Raw genomic sequence first — 17762 nt, forward strand, 5'->3', positions numbered from 1 at the left:
CCGATGCTGCCGCGGCAGGCTGTCCCCGCCGATGCTGGCGCGATTCGGGGGCTGACGCGCGCGGCCTATGCGAAATGGGTCCCGCGCATCGGCCGCGAGCCCATGCCGATGCAGGCCGATTACGACCGCGCGCTGCGTGAGCATCGCTTCGACCTGCTGTTCGTGGACGAGGCGCTGGCCGCGCTGATCCAGACCATCCCGGGCGAGGATCATCTGCTGGTCGAGAACCTCGCCGTCGCGCCCGCCTTCCAGGGCCGCGGCTTCGCGCGCCGCCTGATGGCGCATGCGGAAGATCTGGCCGCATCGCGCGGGCATCGCGAGATGCGGCTTTATACCAACAAGCTCTTCGCCGAAAATATCGCCCTCTATCTGCGCCTTGGCTATCGCGTGACGCGGGAGGAGCCGTTCCTCGCCGGCGTCACCGTGCATATGGCCAAGGCGCTTTCGATTGCGCCACCTGGAGACCCTCATGTCTGAAAAAATCGCGATGCTGCAACCGATCTCGGACGATCAGGCCAAGCTGATCCGCAGCCTGCTCGCCCCCGGCTTCGAGATCACGCGGGTGAATGGTCGCGGCATCGACGATCTGAAAGCCGCCGTGGCCGATGCGACCTATGCGGTGTGGTGGGATGTCGGCGTGCCGGATGAGGTGATGGCGGCGGGGCCGAAGCTGAAGCTGATCCACAAATGGGGCGTCGGCATCGACAACATCGACATCCCCGCGGCCCAGGCCCGCGGCATCCAGATCGCCCGCACCACCGGCAGCAATGCGACGGCGGTCGCCGAATTCACCGTCGGCGTGCTGGTGGCGCTCGCCCGGCGCATCGTGCCGGCGCATCTCAGCACCTCGGCCGGCGGCTGGGAGAAGAATGAGATTTCCCGCCGCAGCATCATCGTCTCCGGCAAGACCGTCGGCATCATCGGCATGGGCGCGATCGGCCAGCAGGTCGCCAAGCGGCTCGCGGCCTTCGGCTGCCCCATCCTCTACCACAACCGCAACCGGCTGCCGGCGGCCGAGGAAGCAGCACTCGGCGCCACCTGGCGGCCGCTGGACGCGCTGCTGGCGGAGTCCGATTTCATCACCCTGAACTGCCCGCTGACGCCACAGACCAAGGGCATGATCGACGCCCGCGCCTTCGGGCTGATGAAGCGCGGCGCGCTGTTGGTGAATGTCGCGCGCGGCGGCGTGGTGGTGGAGGCCGATATGGCCGAGGCGCTGCGCGACGGCACCCTGGCCGGTGCCGCCGTCGATGTCTTCGAACAGGAGCCGCCGCCGGCCGATCATCCGTTCCTGCATAGGGACAATGTGATCGTGACGCCGCATTCGGCCTCGACCGCGCATGAGAATGCGGCGCGCGGGATCAAGCACTGGCTCGGCAATATCGAGCGCGTCGCGCGCGGGGAGGAGATCCCCGCGCAGGACCGCGTCGCCTAAGGCCCTCAGCCCGCCAGCGCCTTGCGCGCCAGTGCGACGGCGCCGGCGCGCGACCCGGCCGCGCCCACGAACCGGCGCAGATGCACGAAGACGGCATCCGCCACGCCCGTCGTCGTGGCGAGCGCCTCGGCCGGCAGCCCCGCCCAGGCTTCCGGCAGCGGCAGCCGCTGCCCGAAGGAGCCGGGCTCCGGCGGCATCGTATCCAGCATCCAATTGCCATTGGACGCCGGGGAGACGGTGAAGAGCACCGGCAGATCATGGGAAAACACCACGTTCTTCCAGGGCATGCCGCGGTCCAGCACCAGGATGCGCGGGTCCTCGCCCGCCGCATGCGCGGCGAGGACACTGGCCTCGGCGGCAAGCCGGGCCCGCAGCCCCTCGACGCGGCGGCGCAGCATGCCCAGGGCCAGTGCGGCGGCCTCCTGGAAGGCGGCATCGCCGGCGGTCGGGCCGCTCCCGGCGGGGTCGTCCCAGGTGGGGTTGCAGTCCCCGATCAGCGACGCCAGCCCCAGCGTGTCGCGCAGGATCGGGCCTGCCACCGAGACGCCATTGTCGATCTCGTCAATCCTGCGCACGACGTTCTCGTCGAGTTCGGCGGCGATGGCGGCGGCGAAACCCTCGGACCCGCTCTCCCGCAACAGCGCCGCGACCGCCTGCTCGCCATAGACCTGCCAGACCAGCCCAGCGGAGGAGAAGGGCGTGTCATCGATGCGCAGCGGTGCGCCGCGCTGATGGTGGTCGAAGCGCTTGGCGGCGGCATCGAAGGTGAAGCCCACGTCCCAGACGATGTCGGCGGTATCGATCAGATCCTGCTTGCGGGTTCGCCGCAGCACATGGTCCTGGCCGGCTTCGCGCAGGCCCAACGCCAGGCGCAGCACGGCATAGGCGAAGACCTCGTCGCAGTGGAACTTGCCGCCATGGGTCGCGAGGATGGGCAGCGGCTGGTCGGGTGTCATGGCGATGATCCGGTGTGAGAGCGATCCGGCGTCAGGCGCCTTCGGCACGCTCCCTAGCCGGGCAAGCCCTCGGCGTCGATGCTTCGGGCCGCCCCGGGGGGTCCGGGGCGGCCCGAAGCCCGCGCTGCTAGCTCTGCGCGGCGAAGTGCTTGCAGAAGCCGGCGCCGATCGCCGTCAACTGCTCCGCCAGCGCGGCACCGGTCTCGGCGCTGCACAGATGCGGATCGCCGGTGCCGATGCCATTCGGGCTCACCGCGTCATATTCCAGCGGCACGGTGACCTCGGCGCCCTGGAAATCGAGCGCGCCCCAGCCCTGGAAGCCCAGGCCCATATGCATGGGCTTCGGCTTCTCACCCGGCGCCGGCATCAGGTCCAGCCGCAGCCGCTCGGGGAAGAGATGCATCCCGAGGCTGGTCAGCGGATCGGCGCCATGGCTGGAGACGGCCTTGGCCTTCTCCGCCCCCACGATCTTCGGCAGCAGCCCATAGGCGATGCGCCAGAGGTACATCGCCGGGATCAGCACGCCCTTGTCGTGCAACACGGCGCGGGTCGCGTCGTTGATGACCGGGACATTGCCGCCATGGCCGTTGATGACGATGAGCTTGGTCAGCTTGTGCCGCAGCAGATTGGCGAAGATGTCGTCCAGCACGGCGCGCGCGGTGCTGTAGGACAGCGCGATGCCGCCCGGCATGGAGCCGAAGAAATCGCCCTTGCCGAAGGGCAGCACCGGGGCGACCACGGTCGTCGTGCCCTCGGCGGTGGCGCGCAGCGCGATCATCTCGGCGATCTTCTCGGCCAGGAAATAGTCGCCCATCGGGGCATGCGGGCCCTGGTCCTCGTGGCTGCCCATGGGCAGCAGGATCACCGGGTTGGTGGCGTAGAGGCTGCGCGCCTCATCGCCGGTGATTTCCCCCATGCGAACCTTGGTCGGGGATTTGTCGGCCATGTGCGGTTTCCTTCTGATCAGGCGATCTCTTCGGCGCGGATGCAGGCGACACGGCTGCCCTGCCCCATCGGGCGCAGCGCCGGCACCGATCCGGCGCAGGCATCGATGGCATGGGCGCAGCGCGTGCGGAAGACGCAGCCGGAGGGTGGGTTGGACGGGCTCGGCGGCTCGCCCGGCAGGATGATCCGCGCGATCCGCCGCGCGGGGTCCAGCATCGGCGTCGCGGAGAGCAGCGCCCGCGTATAGGGGTGCATCGGATGGGCGAAGATCTCGCCCACCGGGCCTTCCTCCATCACCCGGCCCGCGTACATCACCAGCACGCGGTCGCACAGGTGGCGCACCACCAGCAGGTCATGGCTGATGAACAGCAAGGCCAGGCCAAGGTCCCGCCGCAGATCGGCCAGCAGCCGCACCACCTGGGCCTGGATCGAGACATCCAGCGCCGAGACCGGTTCATCCGCCACCAGGAACTCCGGCCCCGAGGCCAGCGCCCGGGCGATGCCGATCCGCTGCCGCTGGCCGCCGCTGAACTCATGCGGGAAGGCGCCGGCGCGGCGCGCATCCAGCCCGACCTTGTGCAGCAGGGCCGCGACCCGCGCCACGCGTTCCGCGGCCGACACGCCACCATGGATCGCGATGCCATCACCGATCTGCGCCCCGATGCTGCGCCGGGCATCCAGGCTGCCGAAGGGATCCTGGAACACGATCCCCATGCGGGCGCGCAGCCGGCGCCAGGCGGTGGTATCGGGCGCCGGCATCGGCGCGCCATCGAAGCGCAGCCGCCCGGCCGTGACCGGCAGCAGCCCGAGCATGAGCCGCCCCAGCGTGCTCTTGCCGGAACCGCTTTCGCCGACGACACCGAGCGCCTCGCCGCGATCCACGCTGGCATCGATGCCGGCGACCGCGCGCACCCCGCGCGCGCGACGAAAAAAGCCGCGGCCGGCAAACACCTTCTCGATCGCCTCGGCCTGGACCAGCGTCATGCCGCGATCTCGCGCCAGCGCAGGCAGCGGATCTCGCGCCCGTCCACGACCTCAAGCGGCGGGGGTGTGTCGCAGATGGCGCGGGCATGGGTGCAGCGGGGGGCGAAGCGGCAGCCGGGGGGCCAGGAATCGGGGCGCGGGACGGTGCCGGGGATGCCCTCGGCCTCGCGCTCCCCATCCGGCACGGCGGCCAGCAGGGCGCTTGTATAGGGGTGGCGGGGCCGGGAAAACACCTCGGCGACCGAGCCGCGCTCGACGATCTGCGCGGCATACATCACCGCGACCTCATCGCCGACTTCGGCGACCACGCCGAGGGAATGGGTGATCAGCACCATGCCCATGCCCCCCTCCCGCCGCAGATCGGCCAGCAGGTCGAGGATCGCCGCCTGCACGGTGACGTCGAGCGCCGTCGTCGGCTCATCGGCGATCAGCAGCCGCGGGCGGTTGGCGATGGCCATGGCGATCATGACCCGCTGCCGCATCCCGCCCGACAGCTCGTGCGGCCAGGCGCGCGCCCGGCGGGCGGGATCGGCGATGCCGACCCGGCTCAGCAGCGACACCGCCTCATCGCGCGCCGGCGTGCGATGGGCGGCGATCGCCTCGGTCACCTGGGCGCCGATGCGATACACGGGGTTGAGGCTGCTCATCGGGTCCTGGAAGACCATGGCCATGGCGCCGCCGCGCAGCCGGCGCCGGGCCGGTTCCGGCGCGCGGAGCAACTCGCCGCCCTCGAACCAGACGCTGCCGCTGGCCACCCGTGCCGCGGGCGGCAACAGCCCCATCACCGCCAGCGCCGCCATGGATTTGCCCGAGCCGCTTTCGCCCACGATCGCCAGGGTGCGGCCGGCGGCGACGGAGAAGGAGAGGTCCTCGACCGGGCGGATCACCCCCGCCGGGGTCGCGATCTCCACCGTCAGCCCGCGCACCTCCAGCAACGCCGGGGCGGTCGGCGGCAGCAGCCCGGGCAGCACCCGGTCCAGCAGCCGCCGGGGGGGTGCCGCCCCGCGCGGGTCCAGCGCATCGCGCAGCGCGTCGCAGAGCAGGTTCATCGCCAGGATGGTCACGGTGAGCGTGACACAGGGCCAGAGCAGCAAGGTCGGCGCCTGTTCCATGGTCGCCCGCGCGCCGCGGATCATCTGCCCCCAGGACGGCGTCGGCGGCACCACGCCAAGCCCGAGGAAGGACAGCCCGCTTTCCAGCACCACCGCGGCCGCGACCGCGAGAGAAAGCTGCACCAGCACCGGCCCCGCGATATTCGGCAACACCGTGCGCAGCAGGATACGCCCCGTCGGCGCCCCAAGGGCGCGCACGGCCTCGACATAATCCTGGGCGCGGGCGGAGAGCACCTCGGCATAGGCGACGCGGATGAAGCCCGGCAGATACAGGATCGCCAGCACGAAGATCAGCGTCCCCGTCCCCGGCCCCATCAGCGTCACCACCAGCAGCGCCAGCAGGATCGGCGGGAAGCACAGCAGCACATCGGCACCGCGGATCGCGAGGAACTCCGGCAACCCGCGAAACCAGCCGCCGAGCAGCCCGAGCGCCGTCCCCGCCACCGCCGCGATCAGCGAGGCGACGAAGGCCACGGTCAGCGAGGCGCGCGCCCCCCAGATCAGCCGCGACAGCACATCGCGGCCGAACTCGTCCCGCCCGAGCGGGCTGTCCGGCAGCCAGCGCGCCAGGCGGTTGCCGACATCCTGCACCACCGGATCATGCAGCGGCAGCAGCGGCGCCAGCACCGCCACGAGCACGATGACGGCGACAACAGCGCCGGGCCAGAGCAGCCGCCTCATGACCGCAGGATGCGCGGGTCCAGCGCGGCGTAGAGGAAATCCATGGCGAGGTTGATCAGCAGGAACAGCGCCGAGACGGTCAGGATGATGCCGACGACCATGGGGTAGTCCCGCGCCTCCACCGCTCGCAGCAGCGGCGTGGACAGCCCCGGCCAGTTGAAGACGTATTCGACCAGCACCGTGCCCCCCAGCAGCGCGCCCATATGCAGCCCGAGCACGGTCGCGACCGGGCTCAGCGCATTGCGCACGACATGCCGCGCCAGCACCCGGCGCGGGGTGAGCCCCTTGGCGCGGGCGGTGCGGACATGGTCGCGCGACAGCGCATCCAGCACCGAGGCCCGCGTCATCCGATAGACCACCGCCGCCAGCCCCTTGCCCACCGCCAGCGCCGGCAGCAGCAGCAGCACGAGATGCCGCAACAGGCTTTCGGACGCCGGCACATAGCCCCCCGCCGGCATCCAGCGCAGCGTCTGCGCGAAGAGCAGGATCAGCAGCGTGCCCAGCACGAAGACCGGCACCGATTGCAGCACCGCCGCCGTGGCCCCCGCCCCCCGGTCGAAGCCGCTGCCATGCCGCACCGCCGCATAGGTGCCCGCCGGCAGCCCGACCAGCACGGCGATGAGCGAGCCGGCGAGGATCAGCTCCAGCGTGCGCGGCAGGCGCAGCATGATCTCCTCGGCCACCGGGTAGTCATCCACCAGCGACACGCCGAGATCGCCCCGCGCCAGCCCCGCGAGGAAGGCGCCGTATTGCACATGCAGCGGCAGGTCGAGCCCGAGCCGCGTCCGCAGCTCCGCCACCGCATAGGGATCGGGCGAGGTGCCGCCGGTGGAGAGCAGCACCTCGGCCGGATCGCCCGGCACCACATGCAGCGCCAGGAAGACGATCGAGGCGACCACCCACATCAGCAGCAGCGAGGTCCCGAGGCGCCGCAGCAGCCAGAGCATCAGCCGGGCCCCGTATACTCCAGCATGGCGCCAGAGGAGGTGCTGAGCGCGCCGGGCAGGTTGGCGAAGCCCGTCAGCCTGGCATCCAGCCCATAGCCCTGCGCCCGCCAGGCGAGGCCGACCATCGGCACTTCCTCCAATGCGGCGCGCTGCATGTCCTTGTAGATCTCCACCCGCTTGCCCGGGTCGAATTCCGCGCGGCCCTTGGCCAGCAGCTCCACCGTGCGCGGCGCCTGCACGCCGAAGGAGCGGCCATGCGCCGCCGAAAGCGAGGTATCCAGCACCACCGTCAGCCCGTCCGGATCGTTGAAATCAGCCGAGACGCCATGCACCGCGATATCATACTGCCCGCGGATGCCGAGGCTGACGCGCGTGGACCAGTCGGTCAGCCGCAGCTCCGCCTGGATGCCGATCGCGGCGAGGTAGCGCTGCGCGATCTCGGCGGTGGATTGGTGCATGCCGAATTGCGAGGTCGCGAGCAGCGTGGTCGAGAAGCCGTTGGGATAGCCCGCCTCGGCCAGCAAGGCGCGGGCGCGGTCGGGATCATAGGCCCAGCCCTTGGCCAGCTCCGCATCCCACCAGGGCGTGCCCTCGACGATCGGCACGCCCTCCAGCGGCTTGCCGCGGCCGGAGAAGGCGACGCGCACGATATCCTCGCGCCTGATCGCATGGGCGCAGGCGCGGCGCACCCGGGGATCGTTGAAGGGCGGCCGGGTGCCGTTGAACAGCAGATCCATGAAGGGGCCGTATTGCGTGACCAGGCTCAGCCGCGGATCGGCCTCGACCGCCGCCATGCCGGACCAGGGCACGTATTCGATCATGTCCACGTCGCCCGACTGCAACGCCGCCAGCCGCAGGTTCTCATCGGCATAGACGGTCATGCGGATGGTGCGGCTCTTGGGCAGGCCGGGCAGCCAGTAGCCCGGGACCGCCTGCAATTCGAGGAAGGTGCCGCGCTCCTGCGAGGCCACGCGATACGGGCCGCAGCCGATCGGCGCATTGGCATCGCGCGAGCCGTGCCAGACGATCGCCATGTTGTAGTTGGTGAACCATTGCGGCACGGTCGCGAGCGGCGTCTTCATCACGAGGCGGACGGTCGCGGCATCCGGCGTCTCGATCCGCTCGATCTGCTGCATCTGGGCGCGGTAATAGGCGGTGGAACGTTCGCCCGCGATCTGCTCGATGCTCCATTTCACATCGGCGGAGGTGAATTTTTCCCCGTTGTGGAACACCGCGTCGCTGCGCAGGGTGAAGACCCAGGCGCCCTCGGCATCCAGCTTCCATTCGGTCGCGAGTTCGCCGCGCAGCTCGCCCTGGGCATCGAAGCCGAGCAGGCGGCGATGCAGCAGCATCTTCACCGTCCCCGCCGCCGCCCCGGTCGAAACCCAGGGCTGCAGGTTCGGCGGCCAGGCGGCCAGGCCGAAGCGCAGCACCCCCGGGCGCGGCTGCGCGACGGCCGGCCCCGCGAGGCGAAGGGAAGCGAGCCCGGCGAGGCTTGCAAGCACAATGCGACGATTCGGGTGGGGCATGGCATCCCTCCTGACACGGCGGAAGATGCCGGGGACGCTGCGAGTCGCCCCTTGGGTTGTCAACGAGTCTGCGCCGGGCGTTTGCCGGGCCAGGCACAGGCCTGCCGAGACAGCGCGCAGCCGCTGCCCGAATTCAGGCAACCACGGCAGGGGCTCGGGCGCCGATCTGAAACGGCTTCCCACCTGCGGCGCCAATCGGTTAACTGCGTCGATGAACGACCCCGACGGCGCCGCGCAGGCGCCGAACCCGCTTCTGACGGTCACCAACCTGCGTCGCCGCTTCGGCGGGCTCGCGGCCCTGGATGGCGTCAGTTTTTCGGTGGCACCCGGGCGCATCACCGCGCTGATCGGGCCCAATGGCGCGGGCAAGACCACGCTGTTCAATGCCGTCTCCGGCCTGCTGCGTGTGGACGCCGGCAGCGTGCGGCTGCGCGGGCGCGAGCTGCTGGGGCTGAAGCCGGAGGCAGTGACGGCCCAGGGGCTGGTCCGCAGCTTCCAGATCGCGCGCGGTTTTCCGAGGCTGACGGTGTTCGAGCATCTGATGCTCTACGGCCAGCGCCAGCCCGGCGAGCGCTGGACCGCCGCCCTGTTCGGCGGTGCCGCGCCGCGCCGGGCGGAAGCGGCGCTGGCCGAACGCGCCTTGGCCATCGCGGCCCGGCTGCGGTTGGCGCATGTCATCGACAACCGCGTGACCGCCCTCTCCGGCGGCCAGAAGAAGCTGCTGGAGATCGGCCGCACCCTGATGGCCGAACCCGAGGTCATCCTGCTCGACGAACCCGCCGCCGGGGTGAACCCGACGCTCGCCGAGGAGATCGGCGATGCCCTGGTCGCCATCGCCGCCGAGGGCCGCACCATCCTGCTGATCGAGCACGACATGGCCCTGGTCGGGCGCATCGCCCAGGATGTGGTGGTGATGGCGGCGGGGCGGACCCTGGCCACCGGGGATTTCGACTCTGTCTGCGCCGATCCCGCGGTGCAGGACGCCTACCTCGGCACCCGGCGCGCGGCATGACGGCGCTGGTGGTCGAGGGCCTGGTCGGCGGCTATGGCCCCGACGACCAGGTGGTGAAGGGCGTCGGCCTCACCGTCGCGCCCGGCCGGCTCGTCTGCGTCATCGGCCCGAACGGCGCCGGCAAATCGACGGTGCTGAAGCTGCTGGCCGGGCTGCTGCGCCCCATGGCGGGCAGCATCCGCGTCTTCGGCCAGGCGGTGACCCCGGCCTCCCCCCGCGCGATGATCGCCGCGGGCTGCGTGCTGGTGCCGCAGGAACGCAACGTCTTCGGCGCGCTCACGGTCGAGGAGAATCTGCTGATGGGCGCCTATACCGAGCGCGGCCGCGCGAAGTCCCGCATCGCCGAGGCCTATGCGCGTTTCCCGCTGCTGCGCGAACGGCGCAGGCAGGCCGCGCGCACGCTCTCGGGCGGGCAGCGGCAGGTGCTGGCGATGGGCCAGGCGCTGATGGCGGCCCCCCGGCTGCTGATGCTGGACGAGCCGACCGCCGGCCTCTCCCCCGTCGCGGCGCAGGAGCTGTTCGCGACCATCCGCGCTTTGGCCGATAGCGGCATGCCCATCCTCATGGTCGAGCAGAATGCGCTGGATGCGCTCCATGTGTCCGATGAGGCGGTGGTGCTGGTCGATGGCCGCAATGCCCATGGCGGCCCGGCGCGCGCGCTCGCCGCCGACCCCACGATCCGGCGCCTGTTCCTGGGCGGACGCGCCGTTCCCGATACCACCAAGGAGATGTCCGCATGACCCTCGCCCGCCGCACGCTGCTGCTGTCCACCTCGCTGCTTGCCGCCCCCTCGCTGGTGCGCGCCCAGGCGGCCCCCATCAAGCTCGGCACGCTGACGCCGCTGACCGGCGCCGGCGGCCCCTATGGCCCCGTCATGGCCGCCTGCGTGCGCGGCGTCGTCGATCAGGTGAATGCGGCCGGCGGCGTGCTCGGCAAGCAGATCGAGTTGATCAGCGAAGACGACCAGACCAACCCCGAGGCCGGCGTCCGCGCCGCGCGCAAGCTGATCGATGTGGATCGCGTCTCGGCGATCATGGGCACCTGGGCCTCCAGCGTCACCACCGCGGTCGCGCCGCTGGCTTGGGAGAACAAGGTGTTCCTCGCCACCGTCTCCGGGGCCGATTCCATCACCTTGCTGCCGCACAATGGCTGGCTGGTGCGGACCCAGCCGAACACGACCTTGCAGGGCAAGAAATTCGGTGAATTCGCGGTGGCCCAGGGCGCCAAGCGCATCTTCGTCATGATGCCGCAGACGCCCTTCACCCAATCCCAGTTCGCCGCCATGAAGGCCGCGGCCGAGGCCGGGGGCGGTGCCGCCGAGTTGCTCATCTATGACGCGACCAAGCCGAGCCTGCGCACCGAGGTCGATCAGGCGATGCGGTTCCGCCCGGATGTGATCGTGGCCGGCGGCTATACGCCCGATACCTCGGTGCTGCTGCGCGACCTGTATCGTGCGTCCTTCAGCGGCAAGGTGCTGGCCTTCGCCTATGCGGTGAACCAGGCGATGCTGGGCGCCATCCCCAAGGAAGTGGTCGAGGGCGTGATGACCCTCGCCCCCTCCCCCGCCGCCGGGTCGGGCGGCTATGCCAAGGTGCAGGCTCTGGCCGGCACCCAGGCGCCGGACCCCTATACCTGCCAGATCTACGACCATGTGAACCTCGTGCTGATGGCCATGGCCAAGGGCGGGGCGACGACCGGGCAGGCGGTGCATGACAACATCCGCAAGGTGTCGCAGGGCTCGGGCGAGTCGGTGGACACTGCGCTGGACGGGCTGCGCGCGATCGCCGCCGGCAGAGAGGTGAACTACGAAGGCGCCTCGGGTCCCTGCGACTTCAACGAGATCGGCGACGTGCTGGACGTGAAGTTCCGCTACGAGCAGGTCAAGGCGGGGGCGCTGACCCTGATCCGGATCGCCTGAACTTGCCGGATTCGTTTCTGTTCGGAGCTATTCTCCAGGCGCTGATCAATGGCGTGATCTCCGGCACCATCCTCGCGGTGCCGGCGATCGGGTTTTCGGCGATCTTCGCCGTGCTGAACTACCCGAACTTCGCGATCGGGGCCTTGGCCAGCGTCGGGGCCTATGGCGGGCTCGTGGCCAATACGGTCTTCGGCCTGCCGCTGGAGGTGTCGCTGCTGGCCGCCTTCGCCACCGCGGCGGTGGCGGGGATCGTCGTCGAATGGGTGGCGGTGCGGCCGCTGAACCAGGCGGGGGCGCTGATGATGGCGATCGCCTCGCTGGCCGCGGCCATCGTGCTGGAGAATGTGATCCGCTTCTTCTGGGGCAATGGGCTGCGCGGCTACGACCTGCCGATGCTGCGGGATGTGCAGTTCGGCGCGATCCGCGTCGGGCCGCAGCAGGTCAAGAACTTCGGCATCAGCATCGCCGCCATGGTGGCGCTCTGGGCCTTCCTGGCGCTGACCCCGCTCGGGCGGGCGATGCGGGCGGTGGCCGACAATGCCGATCTCGCGCGGCTGCGCGGCGTCGATCCGGTGCGGATCGCGGCGGTGGCGGTGGCGCTGGGCGCGGGGCTCGCGGGGATGGGGGGGATGCTGATCGGGCTCGATACCTCGATCGATCCGCTGACCGGGCCGCGCCTCGTGCTGTCGATCTTCGCCGCCGCGGTGCTGGGCGGGCTCGGCTCGATCCCCGGTGCGGTGGTCGGAGCACTGGTGATCGGCATGGCGGAGGAGCTGACCGTGCTGCTGATCGCGCCCTCCTACCGCTCCGTCGTCGGCTTCGTGGTGATCCTGGCGGTGCTGACGGTGCGCCCGGCCGGTCTGTTCGGGGCGCGGGCATGATCTCCTATCTCGTCTTCCTCGCCGTCATCGGCGGCATCTATGCGCTGCTGGCGCAGAGCGTGACCCTGGCCTGGGGCATGGCGGGGCTCGTGAATCTCGGCCTGGCCGGCTTCTTCGGGATCGGCGCCTATGCCTCGGCCATGCTGGTCACCTGGGGGGGCGTGCCGGTGCCGGTCGGGCTGGTGGCGGCGGTGATCGCCGGCGCCGTCGCGGGGCTGGTGGTGACGGGCGCGACCCTGCGGCTGCGCGACGACTACCTCGCCATCGTCACCCTCGGTTTCGCCGAGGCGGTGCGCATCATCGCCAGCAACGAGATCTGGCTGACCGGCGGCACCGATGGCATTTCGGGCATCCCGGGCGGGTTTCCGCGCGACTGGGGCCTCGGCTTCCATGCGGCCTGGATGGGCACGATCTCCGTGCTGGTCTTTTGCGTCTGGTTCGGGCTGCGGCGGCTTTCGGCCTCGCCCTGGGGCCGCGCCCTGCGCGCGATCCGCGAGGACCAGACCGTCGCCGCCGTCGCCGGCAAGCCCGTGGCGCGGATGAAGGCCGAGGCCTTCGCCATCGCCGCCGGCATCGCGGCCCTGGCGGGGGCGCTGTATGGGCATTACGGCTCCTACATCGCGCCGGAGTTGTTCGCGCCGCTGGTCACGATCTACGTCTTCCTCGCCGTCACCACCGGGGGCAATGGGCGGCCCTCCGGCGCGGTGCTCGGCGGCTATCTGCTCATCGCCTTCCTGGAGGCGACGCGCTTCGCCGCCGGCGCCATCCCCGGGGTCACCGCCTTGCAGGCGGCGGCGCTGCGCGAGGCCTCGGTCGGCGTCGCCCTCATCCTGCTGCTGCATTGGCGGCCGCAGGGCATCCTGCCTGAACGCAACCAGAAGGCCCCTCTCGTATGAGTATCGATATTTTCGCGCGCTTGGCCCGGGAGACGGCCGCGGCCGCAACCCCGCAGCAGGCCTTCGTCGCCGCCGAGACCGCGGTGCGCGCGCTGACCGGCTTTCGCCTCTTCACCATCCTGTTCGTGACCCGCAGCGGGGAGGAGGTCGAGCGCGTGCATTCCTCCGACCCCGCCGCCTACACCCTCACCGGGCGCAAGCGCATGGGCCCGACGCCCTGGGGCGCGCATGTGCTGGAGGCCCAGCAGCCCTGGTTCGGCGCCGATGCGGCGGCGATGGAATGGGCCTTCCCGGATCATGCGCTGATCGCCAGCCTCGGCTGCGGCAGCTGCATCAACATCCCCGTCGTGTCGATGCGCCAGTTGATCGGCACGCTGAACGTGCTGGATGGCCCGGGCGTGCTGCGCGAGGATCAGATCCCCGCCATCCAGGCCGTGGCCCCGGCCATCGCCTTGCCGCTGCTCCGCATGGCCGAATTGGAAGGTGCCAGCCGATGATGATCCTGTTCGAGAATGCCTCGGTCCTCGATGGCAGCCAGGACCAGGCCCTGCCCAACATGAGCGTGCTGGTCGAAGGCGATGCGATCCGCGAGGTTTCGGACCGCGCCATCGCGACCTCCGCGACGCGCATCGACCTCGGCGGCAAGACGCTGATGCCCGGGCTGATCGACTGCCACGTGCATGTGGTGGCGGCCCTGGCGAACCTCGGCGCCAATGCGATGCTGCCCGATGCGGTGGTCACGCTGCATGCGACGAAGCTGATGCGCGAGATGCTGCTGCGCGGCTTCACCACGGTGCGCGACCTCGGCGGTGCCACCTATGCGCTGAAGATGGCCTGGGACGAAGGGCTGTTCGAAGGCCCGCGCCTGTCCCTCAGCGGCAAGGCGCTGTCGCAGACCGGCGGGCATTGCGATTTCCGCGGGCGGCACGACACGCGCTCGGCGGAGTTCTTCGCCGGCCGCCTCGGCAGCCTCGGGCGCCTGGTGGATGGCGTCGCCGAAGTCCGCCGCGCCTGCCGCGAGGAGATCAAGGCCGGTGCCGACTACATCAAGATCATGGCCAATGGCGGCGTCGCCTCGCCCACCGACCCCATCGCCTTCATGGGGTTTTCCGAGGAGGAAGTGCTCGCCGCCGTCGAGGAGGCACGGGGCGCGCAGACCTATGTCTCGGCGCATCTCTACACCGATGAGGCGATCGCCCGCGCCGTGCGCTGTGGCGTGCGCAGCCTGGAGCATTGCAACCTCATCACCGAGGCGACGGCGCGCGATGCCGCCGAGGCCGGCGCCATCGCCTGCCCGACCCTCGTGACCTATGAGGCGCTGAAGAACGAGGGCGCCTCGCTCGGCCTGCCCGAGAGCAGCGTCGCCAAGATCGACGATGTGCGCCTGGCCGGCCTCGCCTCGCTGGAGAAGATGCGCAACGCCGGGCTGATGATGGTCTATGGCACCGATCTGCTGGGGCCGATGCACCGCCACCAGTCGGAGGAATTCGTCATCCGCGGCCGGGTGCAGCCGGCGATCGAGGTGATCCGCGGCGCCACCATCAACGCCGCGATCATGCTGCGCCAGGAAGGCCGGATCGGCTGCATCGCCCCCGGCGCTCTGGCCGATCTGATCGTCGTCGATGGCGATCCGCTGGCCGATCTGTCGTTGCTGACGCACCAGGGCGCGCATCTGCCGGCGATCATCCAGGCCGGCCGCTTCGTGAAGAACGAGTTGGGCTGACTACCCCACCAGATGGCAGGCGACGCCCCCGGCCTTCTCGCCGGGGGCCGGGGTCCAGGCCGGCATCTGCTGCGAGCAGATCGGCATCGCGTGGATGCAGCGCGGATGAAACGGGCAGCCCGGCGGCGGGTTCGCGGCCGAGGGGATTTCTCCAAGGATGCGCGGCAACGCGGTGCGGCGCGACGGGTCGGGGATCGGTGAGGCATCGCGCAGCACCTGCGCATAGGGATGCAGCGGATTGGCCAGCACGCGCGCGGCGGGCCCCTCCTCGACGATGCGGCCGAGGTACATCACCGCCACCCGGTCGCAGAACCAGCGCACCACCGAAAGATCGTGGCTGACAAACAGGAAGGACAAGCCGCGCCGCTGCCGCAACTCGCGCAGCAGCAACAGCACCTGCGCCTGCACCGAGACATCCAGCGCGCTCACCGGCTCATCGGCGATGATCAGTTCCGGCTCCACCGTCAGCGCGCGGGCGATGCCGATGCGCTGGCGCTGGCCGCCGCTGAACTCATGCGGCAGGCGGTCGAGGGCGGAGGGCGGCAGCCCGACCTCCTCCATCAGCGCGGCGGCGCGGCGCCTGGCCTCCGCACCCGTCGCGATGCCATGCACGCGCATCGGCTCGGTCAGCGCCGAGCCGATCGACTGCCGGGGATCGAGCGAGGAATACGGGTCCTGGAACACGATCTGGATGCGGCGGCGCAGCGCCTTCAGCGCCTGCCCCTTGGCGGTCAGCACATCCTCGCCACGGAAGAGCACGCGGCCCGCATCGGGCTCGATCAGCCGCAGCAGCGCGCGCGCCGCGGTGGATTTGCCGCAGCCGGATTCACCGACGAGCCCGAAGGCCTGGCCCGGCTCGATCGAGAAGCTGATATCCTCCACCGCCCGCACCCGGATGGTGCGCGGCTTGGGGAAGCCCTTCTTCAGCACGAAATGCTTGCGCAGGCCTTCGACGCGCAGGAGGGGTTCGGTCATTCCTGGCGCAGCCTCGGGTCGGTGGCATCGCGCAACCCGTCGCCCACCATGTTCAGCCCGAGCACCAGCAGCAGGATCGCGAGCCCGGGCAGGATCGCGAGCCAGGGCGCATCGAGGATGTTCTCGAACCCGTCCCGCGTCATGCCGCCCCAGGTCGCGGTCGGCGGTTTCACGCCAAGGCCGATGAAGGACAATGACGCCTCGACGCGCACCGCCGTCGCCATCCACAGGCTGGCCATCACCATCACCTCGGACATGATGTTGGGCAGGATGTGGCGGAACAGGATGCGCGGATGCGAGAAGCCGAGCGCCCGCCCGGCCTCGACGAAGGCGCGCTCCTTCAGCGCCATGGTCGGCGCCCGCGCGACGCGGGCAAAGGGCGCGATCGCGGTCAAGGCGATGGCGACGACAAGGTTGATCAGGTCCGGCCCCAGCAGCGCCACCACGATCAGCCCCAGGATCAGCGAGGGGAAGGACAGCAGCACATCCATCACCTGCATCACCAGCAGATCGAAGGTGCCGCCGATATAGCCCGCGAGCATCCCGATGGTGCCGCCGATCACCACGGCGACGGCGATGGCGCCGAGCGAGACGGTCAGCGAAATCCGCGCGCCCCAGAGCAGCCGCGACAGGATGTCCCGCCCGAACTGGTCCGTCCCGAACGGATACGCGCCGCCCGGCGGTTGCAGGCGGGAGATGATGTCCTGATCGGCGGGATCATAGGGCGCGATCCATGGCGCGAGCACCGCGGCCAGCACGATCGCGAGGCACAGCAGCGCGCCCAGGAAGGTCATGGGATTGGCCCACACCTTCGCCAGCAGGGCCTTCATGCCGCCTTCACCCGCGGATCGATCACGCCATAAAGCAGGTCGGTGATGAGATTCACGATGACGATCAGGAAGCAGTAGATCACCAGCAATCCTTGCAGCATCGGGTAGTCGCGCTGGTTCAGCGCGCCCACGATGATCTTGCCGAGCCCGGGCCGGTTGAAGACGATCTCGGTCAGCACGCTGTTGCCGAGCAGGATGCCGACATAAAGCCCGACCACGGTGACGATGGGCAGGGCCGCATTGCGCAGGCCATGCACCCAGACCACGCGGCGCCGGGGCACGCCCTTGGCCCGCGCGGTCCGCATGTAATCCTCGCCGAGCGACTGCAACATCGCGCTGCGGGTGACGCGGGTGATGTAGGCAGCCATCAGCAGCCCCAGCGTCATCGCCGGCAGCACAAGCTTGTGCAGCCGGTCGAGCGGATCGTTGAGATCCGCCGAGCCGATGACCGGGAACAATCGCCAATGCAGCCCGAAGGCCAGCAGAAGAAAGACCCCCGAGACGAAGACCGGAAACGACAGACCGATCAGCGACAGCAGCCGCGCCATCACATCGATGACGCCATTGCGGTTGAGCGCCGCCCAGATGCCGACCGGCACCCCGATCGCCACCCCGATCACCATCGAGGCGAGCGTCAGATCCACGGTATGCGGCAGCACCGCCCGGACCTCGGACAGGATGGGCCGGTTGGTGACGAGGCTGTTGCCGAAATCACCCTGCAAGGCGCTGCCCAGGAAGTCGAAATACTGCACCAGCAAGGGCCGATCGAGCCCCAGCCGCTCCCGCACCGCCGCCGTGGCTTCCGGCGTCGCCTGGTCGCCCAGGATGACGAGGGCAGGATCGCCCGGAACGACCCGGACGATCACGAAGACCAGCGTCAATACCGCCAACAAGGTCGGTATCGCCGCCAGCAGCCGCCTGAGGACGAAGCCCAGCAT

Annotated in this window: 18 protein-coding genes; 9 read left to right on the forward strand and 9 right to left on the reverse strand. The window is 70.2% G+C overall.

Annotated elements, in window-relative coordinates; translation table 11 throughout:
• Positions 1-3 precede the first annotated feature (3 nt).
• Positions 4-477: a GNAT family N-acetyltransferase gene (locus C8P66_RS14050; RefSeq protein ID WP_111398897.1), complete on the forward strand. Its 474-nt coding sequence runs from the start codon at positions 4-6 to the stop codon at positions 475-477.
• Positions 470-1435 (forward strand): 2-hydroxyacid dehydrogenase, encoded by a 966-nt coding sequence (locus C8P66_RS14055; RefSeq protein ID WP_111398898.1) that lies wholly within the window; start codon positions 470-472, stop codon positions 1433-1435. The genes C8P66_RS14050 and C8P66_RS14055 overlap by 8 nt, the downstream gene beginning before the upstream one ends.
• A gap of 5 nt (positions 1436-1440) precedes the next feature.
• On the opposite strand, the gene C8P66_RS14060 is transcribed toward C8P66_RS14055, so the two are convergent.
• The 6 genes from C8P66_RS14060 to C8P66_RS14085 all read right to left on the reverse strand — a co-directional run bounded on the left by C8P66_RS14060 (position 1441) and on the right by C8P66_RS14085 (position 8589).
• Positions 1441-2391: an MYG1 family protein gene (locus tag C8P66_RS14060; RefSeq protein WP_111398899.1), complete on the reverse strand. Its 951-nt coding sequence runs from the start codon at positions 2389-2391 to the stop codon at positions 1441-1443.
• A 127-nt stretch (positions 2392-2518) separates the two neighbouring features.
• Positions 2519-3337 (reverse strand): creatininase family protein, encoded by an 819-nt coding sequence (locus tag C8P66_RS14065; protein WP_111398900.1) that lies wholly within the window; start codon positions 3335-3337, stop codon positions 2519-2521.
• A 17-nt stretch (positions 3338-3354) separates the two neighbouring features.
• Positions 3355-4320 (reverse strand): ABC transporter ATP-binding protein, encoded by a 966-nt coding sequence (locus C8P66_RS14070; RefSeq protein ID WP_111398901.1) that lies wholly within the window; start codon positions 4318-4320, stop codon positions 3355-3357.
• On the reverse strand, positions 4317-6113 hold the full coding sequence (locus C8P66_RS14075; RefSeq protein ID WP_111398902.1) for a dipeptide/oligopeptide/nickel ABC transporter permease/ATP-binding protein: 1797 nt from the start codon (positions 6111-6113) through the stop codon (positions 4317-4319). Before C8P66_RS14075 ends, C8P66_RS14070 begins: the two co-directional genes overlap by 4 nt.
• Positions 6110-7060, reverse strand: a complete 951-nt coding sequence (locus tag C8P66_RS14080; protein ID WP_111398903.1) for an ABC transporter permease — start codon at positions 7058-7060, stop codon at positions 6110-6112. Before C8P66_RS14080 ends, C8P66_RS14075 begins: the two co-directional genes overlap by 4 nt.
• Entirely contained in the window at positions 7060-8589 is a 1530-nt protein-coding gene (locus tag C8P66_RS14085) for an ABC transporter substrate-binding protein (protein WP_111398904.1), read from the reverse strand. Before C8P66_RS14085 ends, C8P66_RS14080 begins: the two co-directional genes overlap by 1 nt.
• 211 nt (positions 8590-8800) lie before the next feature.
• Here C8P66_RS14085 and C8P66_RS14090 point away from each other — a divergent pair, with 211 nt between their 5' ends.
• The 7 genes from C8P66_RS14090 to C8P66_RS14120 are packed head-to-tail and all read left to right on the forward strand — an operon-like array spanning position 8801 to position 15019.
• Complete coding sequence (locus tag C8P66_RS14090; protein ID WP_111398905.1) at positions 8801-9601, forward strand: ABC transporter ATP-binding protein; 801 nt, start codon at positions 8801-8803, stop codon at positions 9599-9601.
• Entirely contained in the window at positions 9598-10341 is a 744-nt protein-coding gene (locus tag C8P66_RS14095; RefSeq protein WP_111398906.1) for an ABC transporter ATP-binding protein, read from the forward strand. Before C8P66_RS14090 ends, C8P66_RS14095 begins: the two co-directional genes overlap by 4 nt.
• The gene (locus C8P66_RS14100; RefSeq protein ID WP_111398907.1) at positions 10338-11519 is read left to right on the forward strand and encodes an ABC transporter substrate-binding protein; all 1182 of its coding nucleotides are present in this window, start codon (positions 10338-10340) and stop codon (positions 11517-11519) included. The genes C8P66_RS14095 and C8P66_RS14100 overlap by 4 nt, the downstream gene beginning before the upstream one ends.
• Positions 11520-11521: 2 nt before the next feature.
• Positions 11522-12400, forward strand: coding sequence for a branched-chain amino acid ABC transporter permease (locus C8P66_RS14105; protein ID WP_245903527.1), 879 nt, complete (start codon positions 11522-11524; stop codon positions 12398-12400).
• Positions 12397-13296 carry a branched-chain amino acid ABC transporter permease gene (locus tag C8P66_RS14110; RefSeq protein WP_111398908.1) on the forward strand — a complete coding sequence of 300 codons (900 nt, stop codon included), beginning with the start codon at positions 12397-12399 and terminating at the stop codon, positions 13294-13296. The genes C8P66_RS14105 and C8P66_RS14110 overlap by 4 nt, the downstream gene beginning before the upstream one ends.
• Positions 13293-13793: a GAF domain-containing protein gene (locus C8P66_RS14115; protein ID WP_111398909.1), complete on the forward strand. Its 501-nt coding sequence runs from the start codon at positions 13293-13295 to the stop codon at positions 13791-13793. The genes C8P66_RS14110 and C8P66_RS14115 overlap by 4 nt, the downstream gene beginning before the upstream one ends.
• Positions 13790-15019 (forward strand): metal-dependent hydrolase family protein, encoded by a 1230-nt coding sequence (locus tag C8P66_RS14120; RefSeq protein ID WP_111398910.1) that lies wholly within the window; start codon positions 13790-13792, stop codon positions 15017-15019. The genes C8P66_RS14115 and C8P66_RS14120 overlap by 4 nt, the downstream gene beginning before the upstream one ends.
• On the opposite strand, the gene C8P66_RS14125 is transcribed toward C8P66_RS14120, so the two are convergent.
• The 3 genes from C8P66_RS14125 to C8P66_RS14135 are packed head-to-tail and all read right to left on the reverse strand — an operon-like array spanning position 15020 to position 17762.
• Positions 15020-15994 carry an ABC transporter ATP-binding protein gene (locus C8P66_RS14125; protein WP_111398911.1) on the reverse strand — a complete coding sequence of 325 codons (975 nt, stop codon included), beginning with the start codon at positions 15992-15994 and terminating at the stop codon, positions 15020-15022.
• Positions 15991-16824: an ABC transporter permease gene (locus C8P66_RS14130; protein ID WP_111398912.1), complete on the reverse strand. Its 834-nt coding sequence runs from the start codon at positions 16822-16824 to the stop codon at positions 15991-15993. The genes C8P66_RS14125 and C8P66_RS14130 overlap by 4 nt, the downstream gene beginning before the upstream one ends.
• Complete coding sequence (locus C8P66_RS14135; protein WP_111398913.1) at positions 16821-17762, reverse strand: ABC transporter permease; 942 nt, start codon at positions 17760-17762, stop codon at positions 16821-16823. Before C8P66_RS14135 ends, C8P66_RS14130 begins: the two co-directional genes overlap by 4 nt.

Origin of the sequence: Humitalea rosea (assembly GCF_003253705.1) — a bacterium.
GTDB lineage: Bacteria > Pseudomonadota > Alphaproteobacteria > Acetobacterales > Acetobacteraceae > Humitalea > Humitalea rosea.

What these genes read in the sequence shown, in the direction of transcription:
- C8P66_RS14080 (WP_111398903.1), bottom strand. Translation starts at nt 7,060, where the DNA reads ATGCTCTGGCTGCTGCGGCGCCTCGGGACCTCGCTGCTGCTGATGTGG.
- C8P66_RS14065 (WP_111398900.1), bottom strand. Translation starts at nt 3,337, where the DNA reads ATGGCCGACAAATCCCCGACCAAGGTTCGCATGGGGGAAATCACCGGC.
- C8P66_RS14075 (WP_111398902.1), bottom strand. Translation starts at nt 6,113, where the DNA reads ATGAGGCGGCTGCTCTGGCCCGGCGCTGTTGTCGCCGTCATCGTGCTC.
- C8P66_RS14060 (WP_111398899.1), bottom strand. Translation starts at nt 2,391, where the DNA reads ATGACACCCGACCAGCCGCTGCCCATCCTCGCGACCCATGGCGGCAAG.
- C8P66_RS14070 (WP_111398901.1), bottom strand. Translation starts at nt 4,320, where the DNA reads ATGACGCTGGTCCAGGCCGAGGCGATCGAGAAGGTGTTTGCCGGCCGC.
- C8P66_RS14135 (WP_111398913.1), bottom strand. Translation starts at nt 17,762, where the DNA reads ATGCTGGGCTTCGTCCTCAGGCGGCTGCTGGCGGCGATACCGACCTTG.
- C8P66_RS14050 (WP_111398897.1), top strand. Translation starts at nt 4, where the DNA reads ATGCTGCCGCGGCAGGCTGTCCCCGCCGATGCTGGCGCGATTCGGGGG.
- C8P66_RS14120 (WP_111398910.1), top strand. Translation starts at nt 13,790, where the DNA reads ATGATGATCCTGTTCGAGAATGCCTCGGTCCTCGATGGCAGCCAGGAC.
- C8P66_RS14085 (WP_111398904.1), bottom strand. Translation starts at nt 8,589, where the DNA reads ATGCCCCACCCGAATCGTCGCATTGTGCTTGCAAGCCTCGCCGGGCTC.
- C8P66_RS14100 (WP_111398907.1), top strand. Translation starts at nt 10,338, where the DNA reads ATGACCCTCGCCCGCCGCACGCTGCTGCTGTCCACCTCGCTGCTTGCC.
- C8P66_RS14115 (WP_111398909.1), top strand. Translation starts at nt 13,293, where the DNA reads ATGAGTATCGATATTTTCGCGCGCTTGGCCCGGGAGACGGCCGCGGCC.
- C8P66_RS14090 (WP_111398905.1), top strand. Translation starts at nt 8,801, where the DNA reads ATGAACGACCCCGACGGCGCCGCGCAGGCGCCGAACCCGCTTCTGACG.
- C8P66_RS14095 (WP_111398906.1), top strand. Translation starts at nt 9,598, where the DNA reads ATGACGGCGCTGGTGGTCGAGGGCCTGGTCGGCGGCTATGGCCCCGAC.
- C8P66_RS14130 (WP_111398912.1), bottom strand. Translation starts at nt 16,824, where the DNA reads ATGAAGGCCCTGCTGGCGAAGGTGTGGGCCAATCCCATGACCTTCCTG.
- C8P66_RS14110 (WP_111398908.1), top strand. Translation starts at nt 12,397, where the DNA reads ATGATCTCCTATCTCGTCTTCCTCGCCGTCATCGGCGGCATCTATGCG.
- C8P66_RS14125 (WP_111398911.1), bottom strand. Translation starts at nt 15,994, where the DNA reads ATGACCGAACCCCTCCTGCGCGTCGAAGGCCTGCGCAAGCATTTCGTG.
- C8P66_RS14055 (WP_111398898.1), top strand. Translation starts at nt 470, where the DNA reads ATGTCTGAAAAAATCGCGATGCTGCAACCGATCTCGGACGATCAGGCC.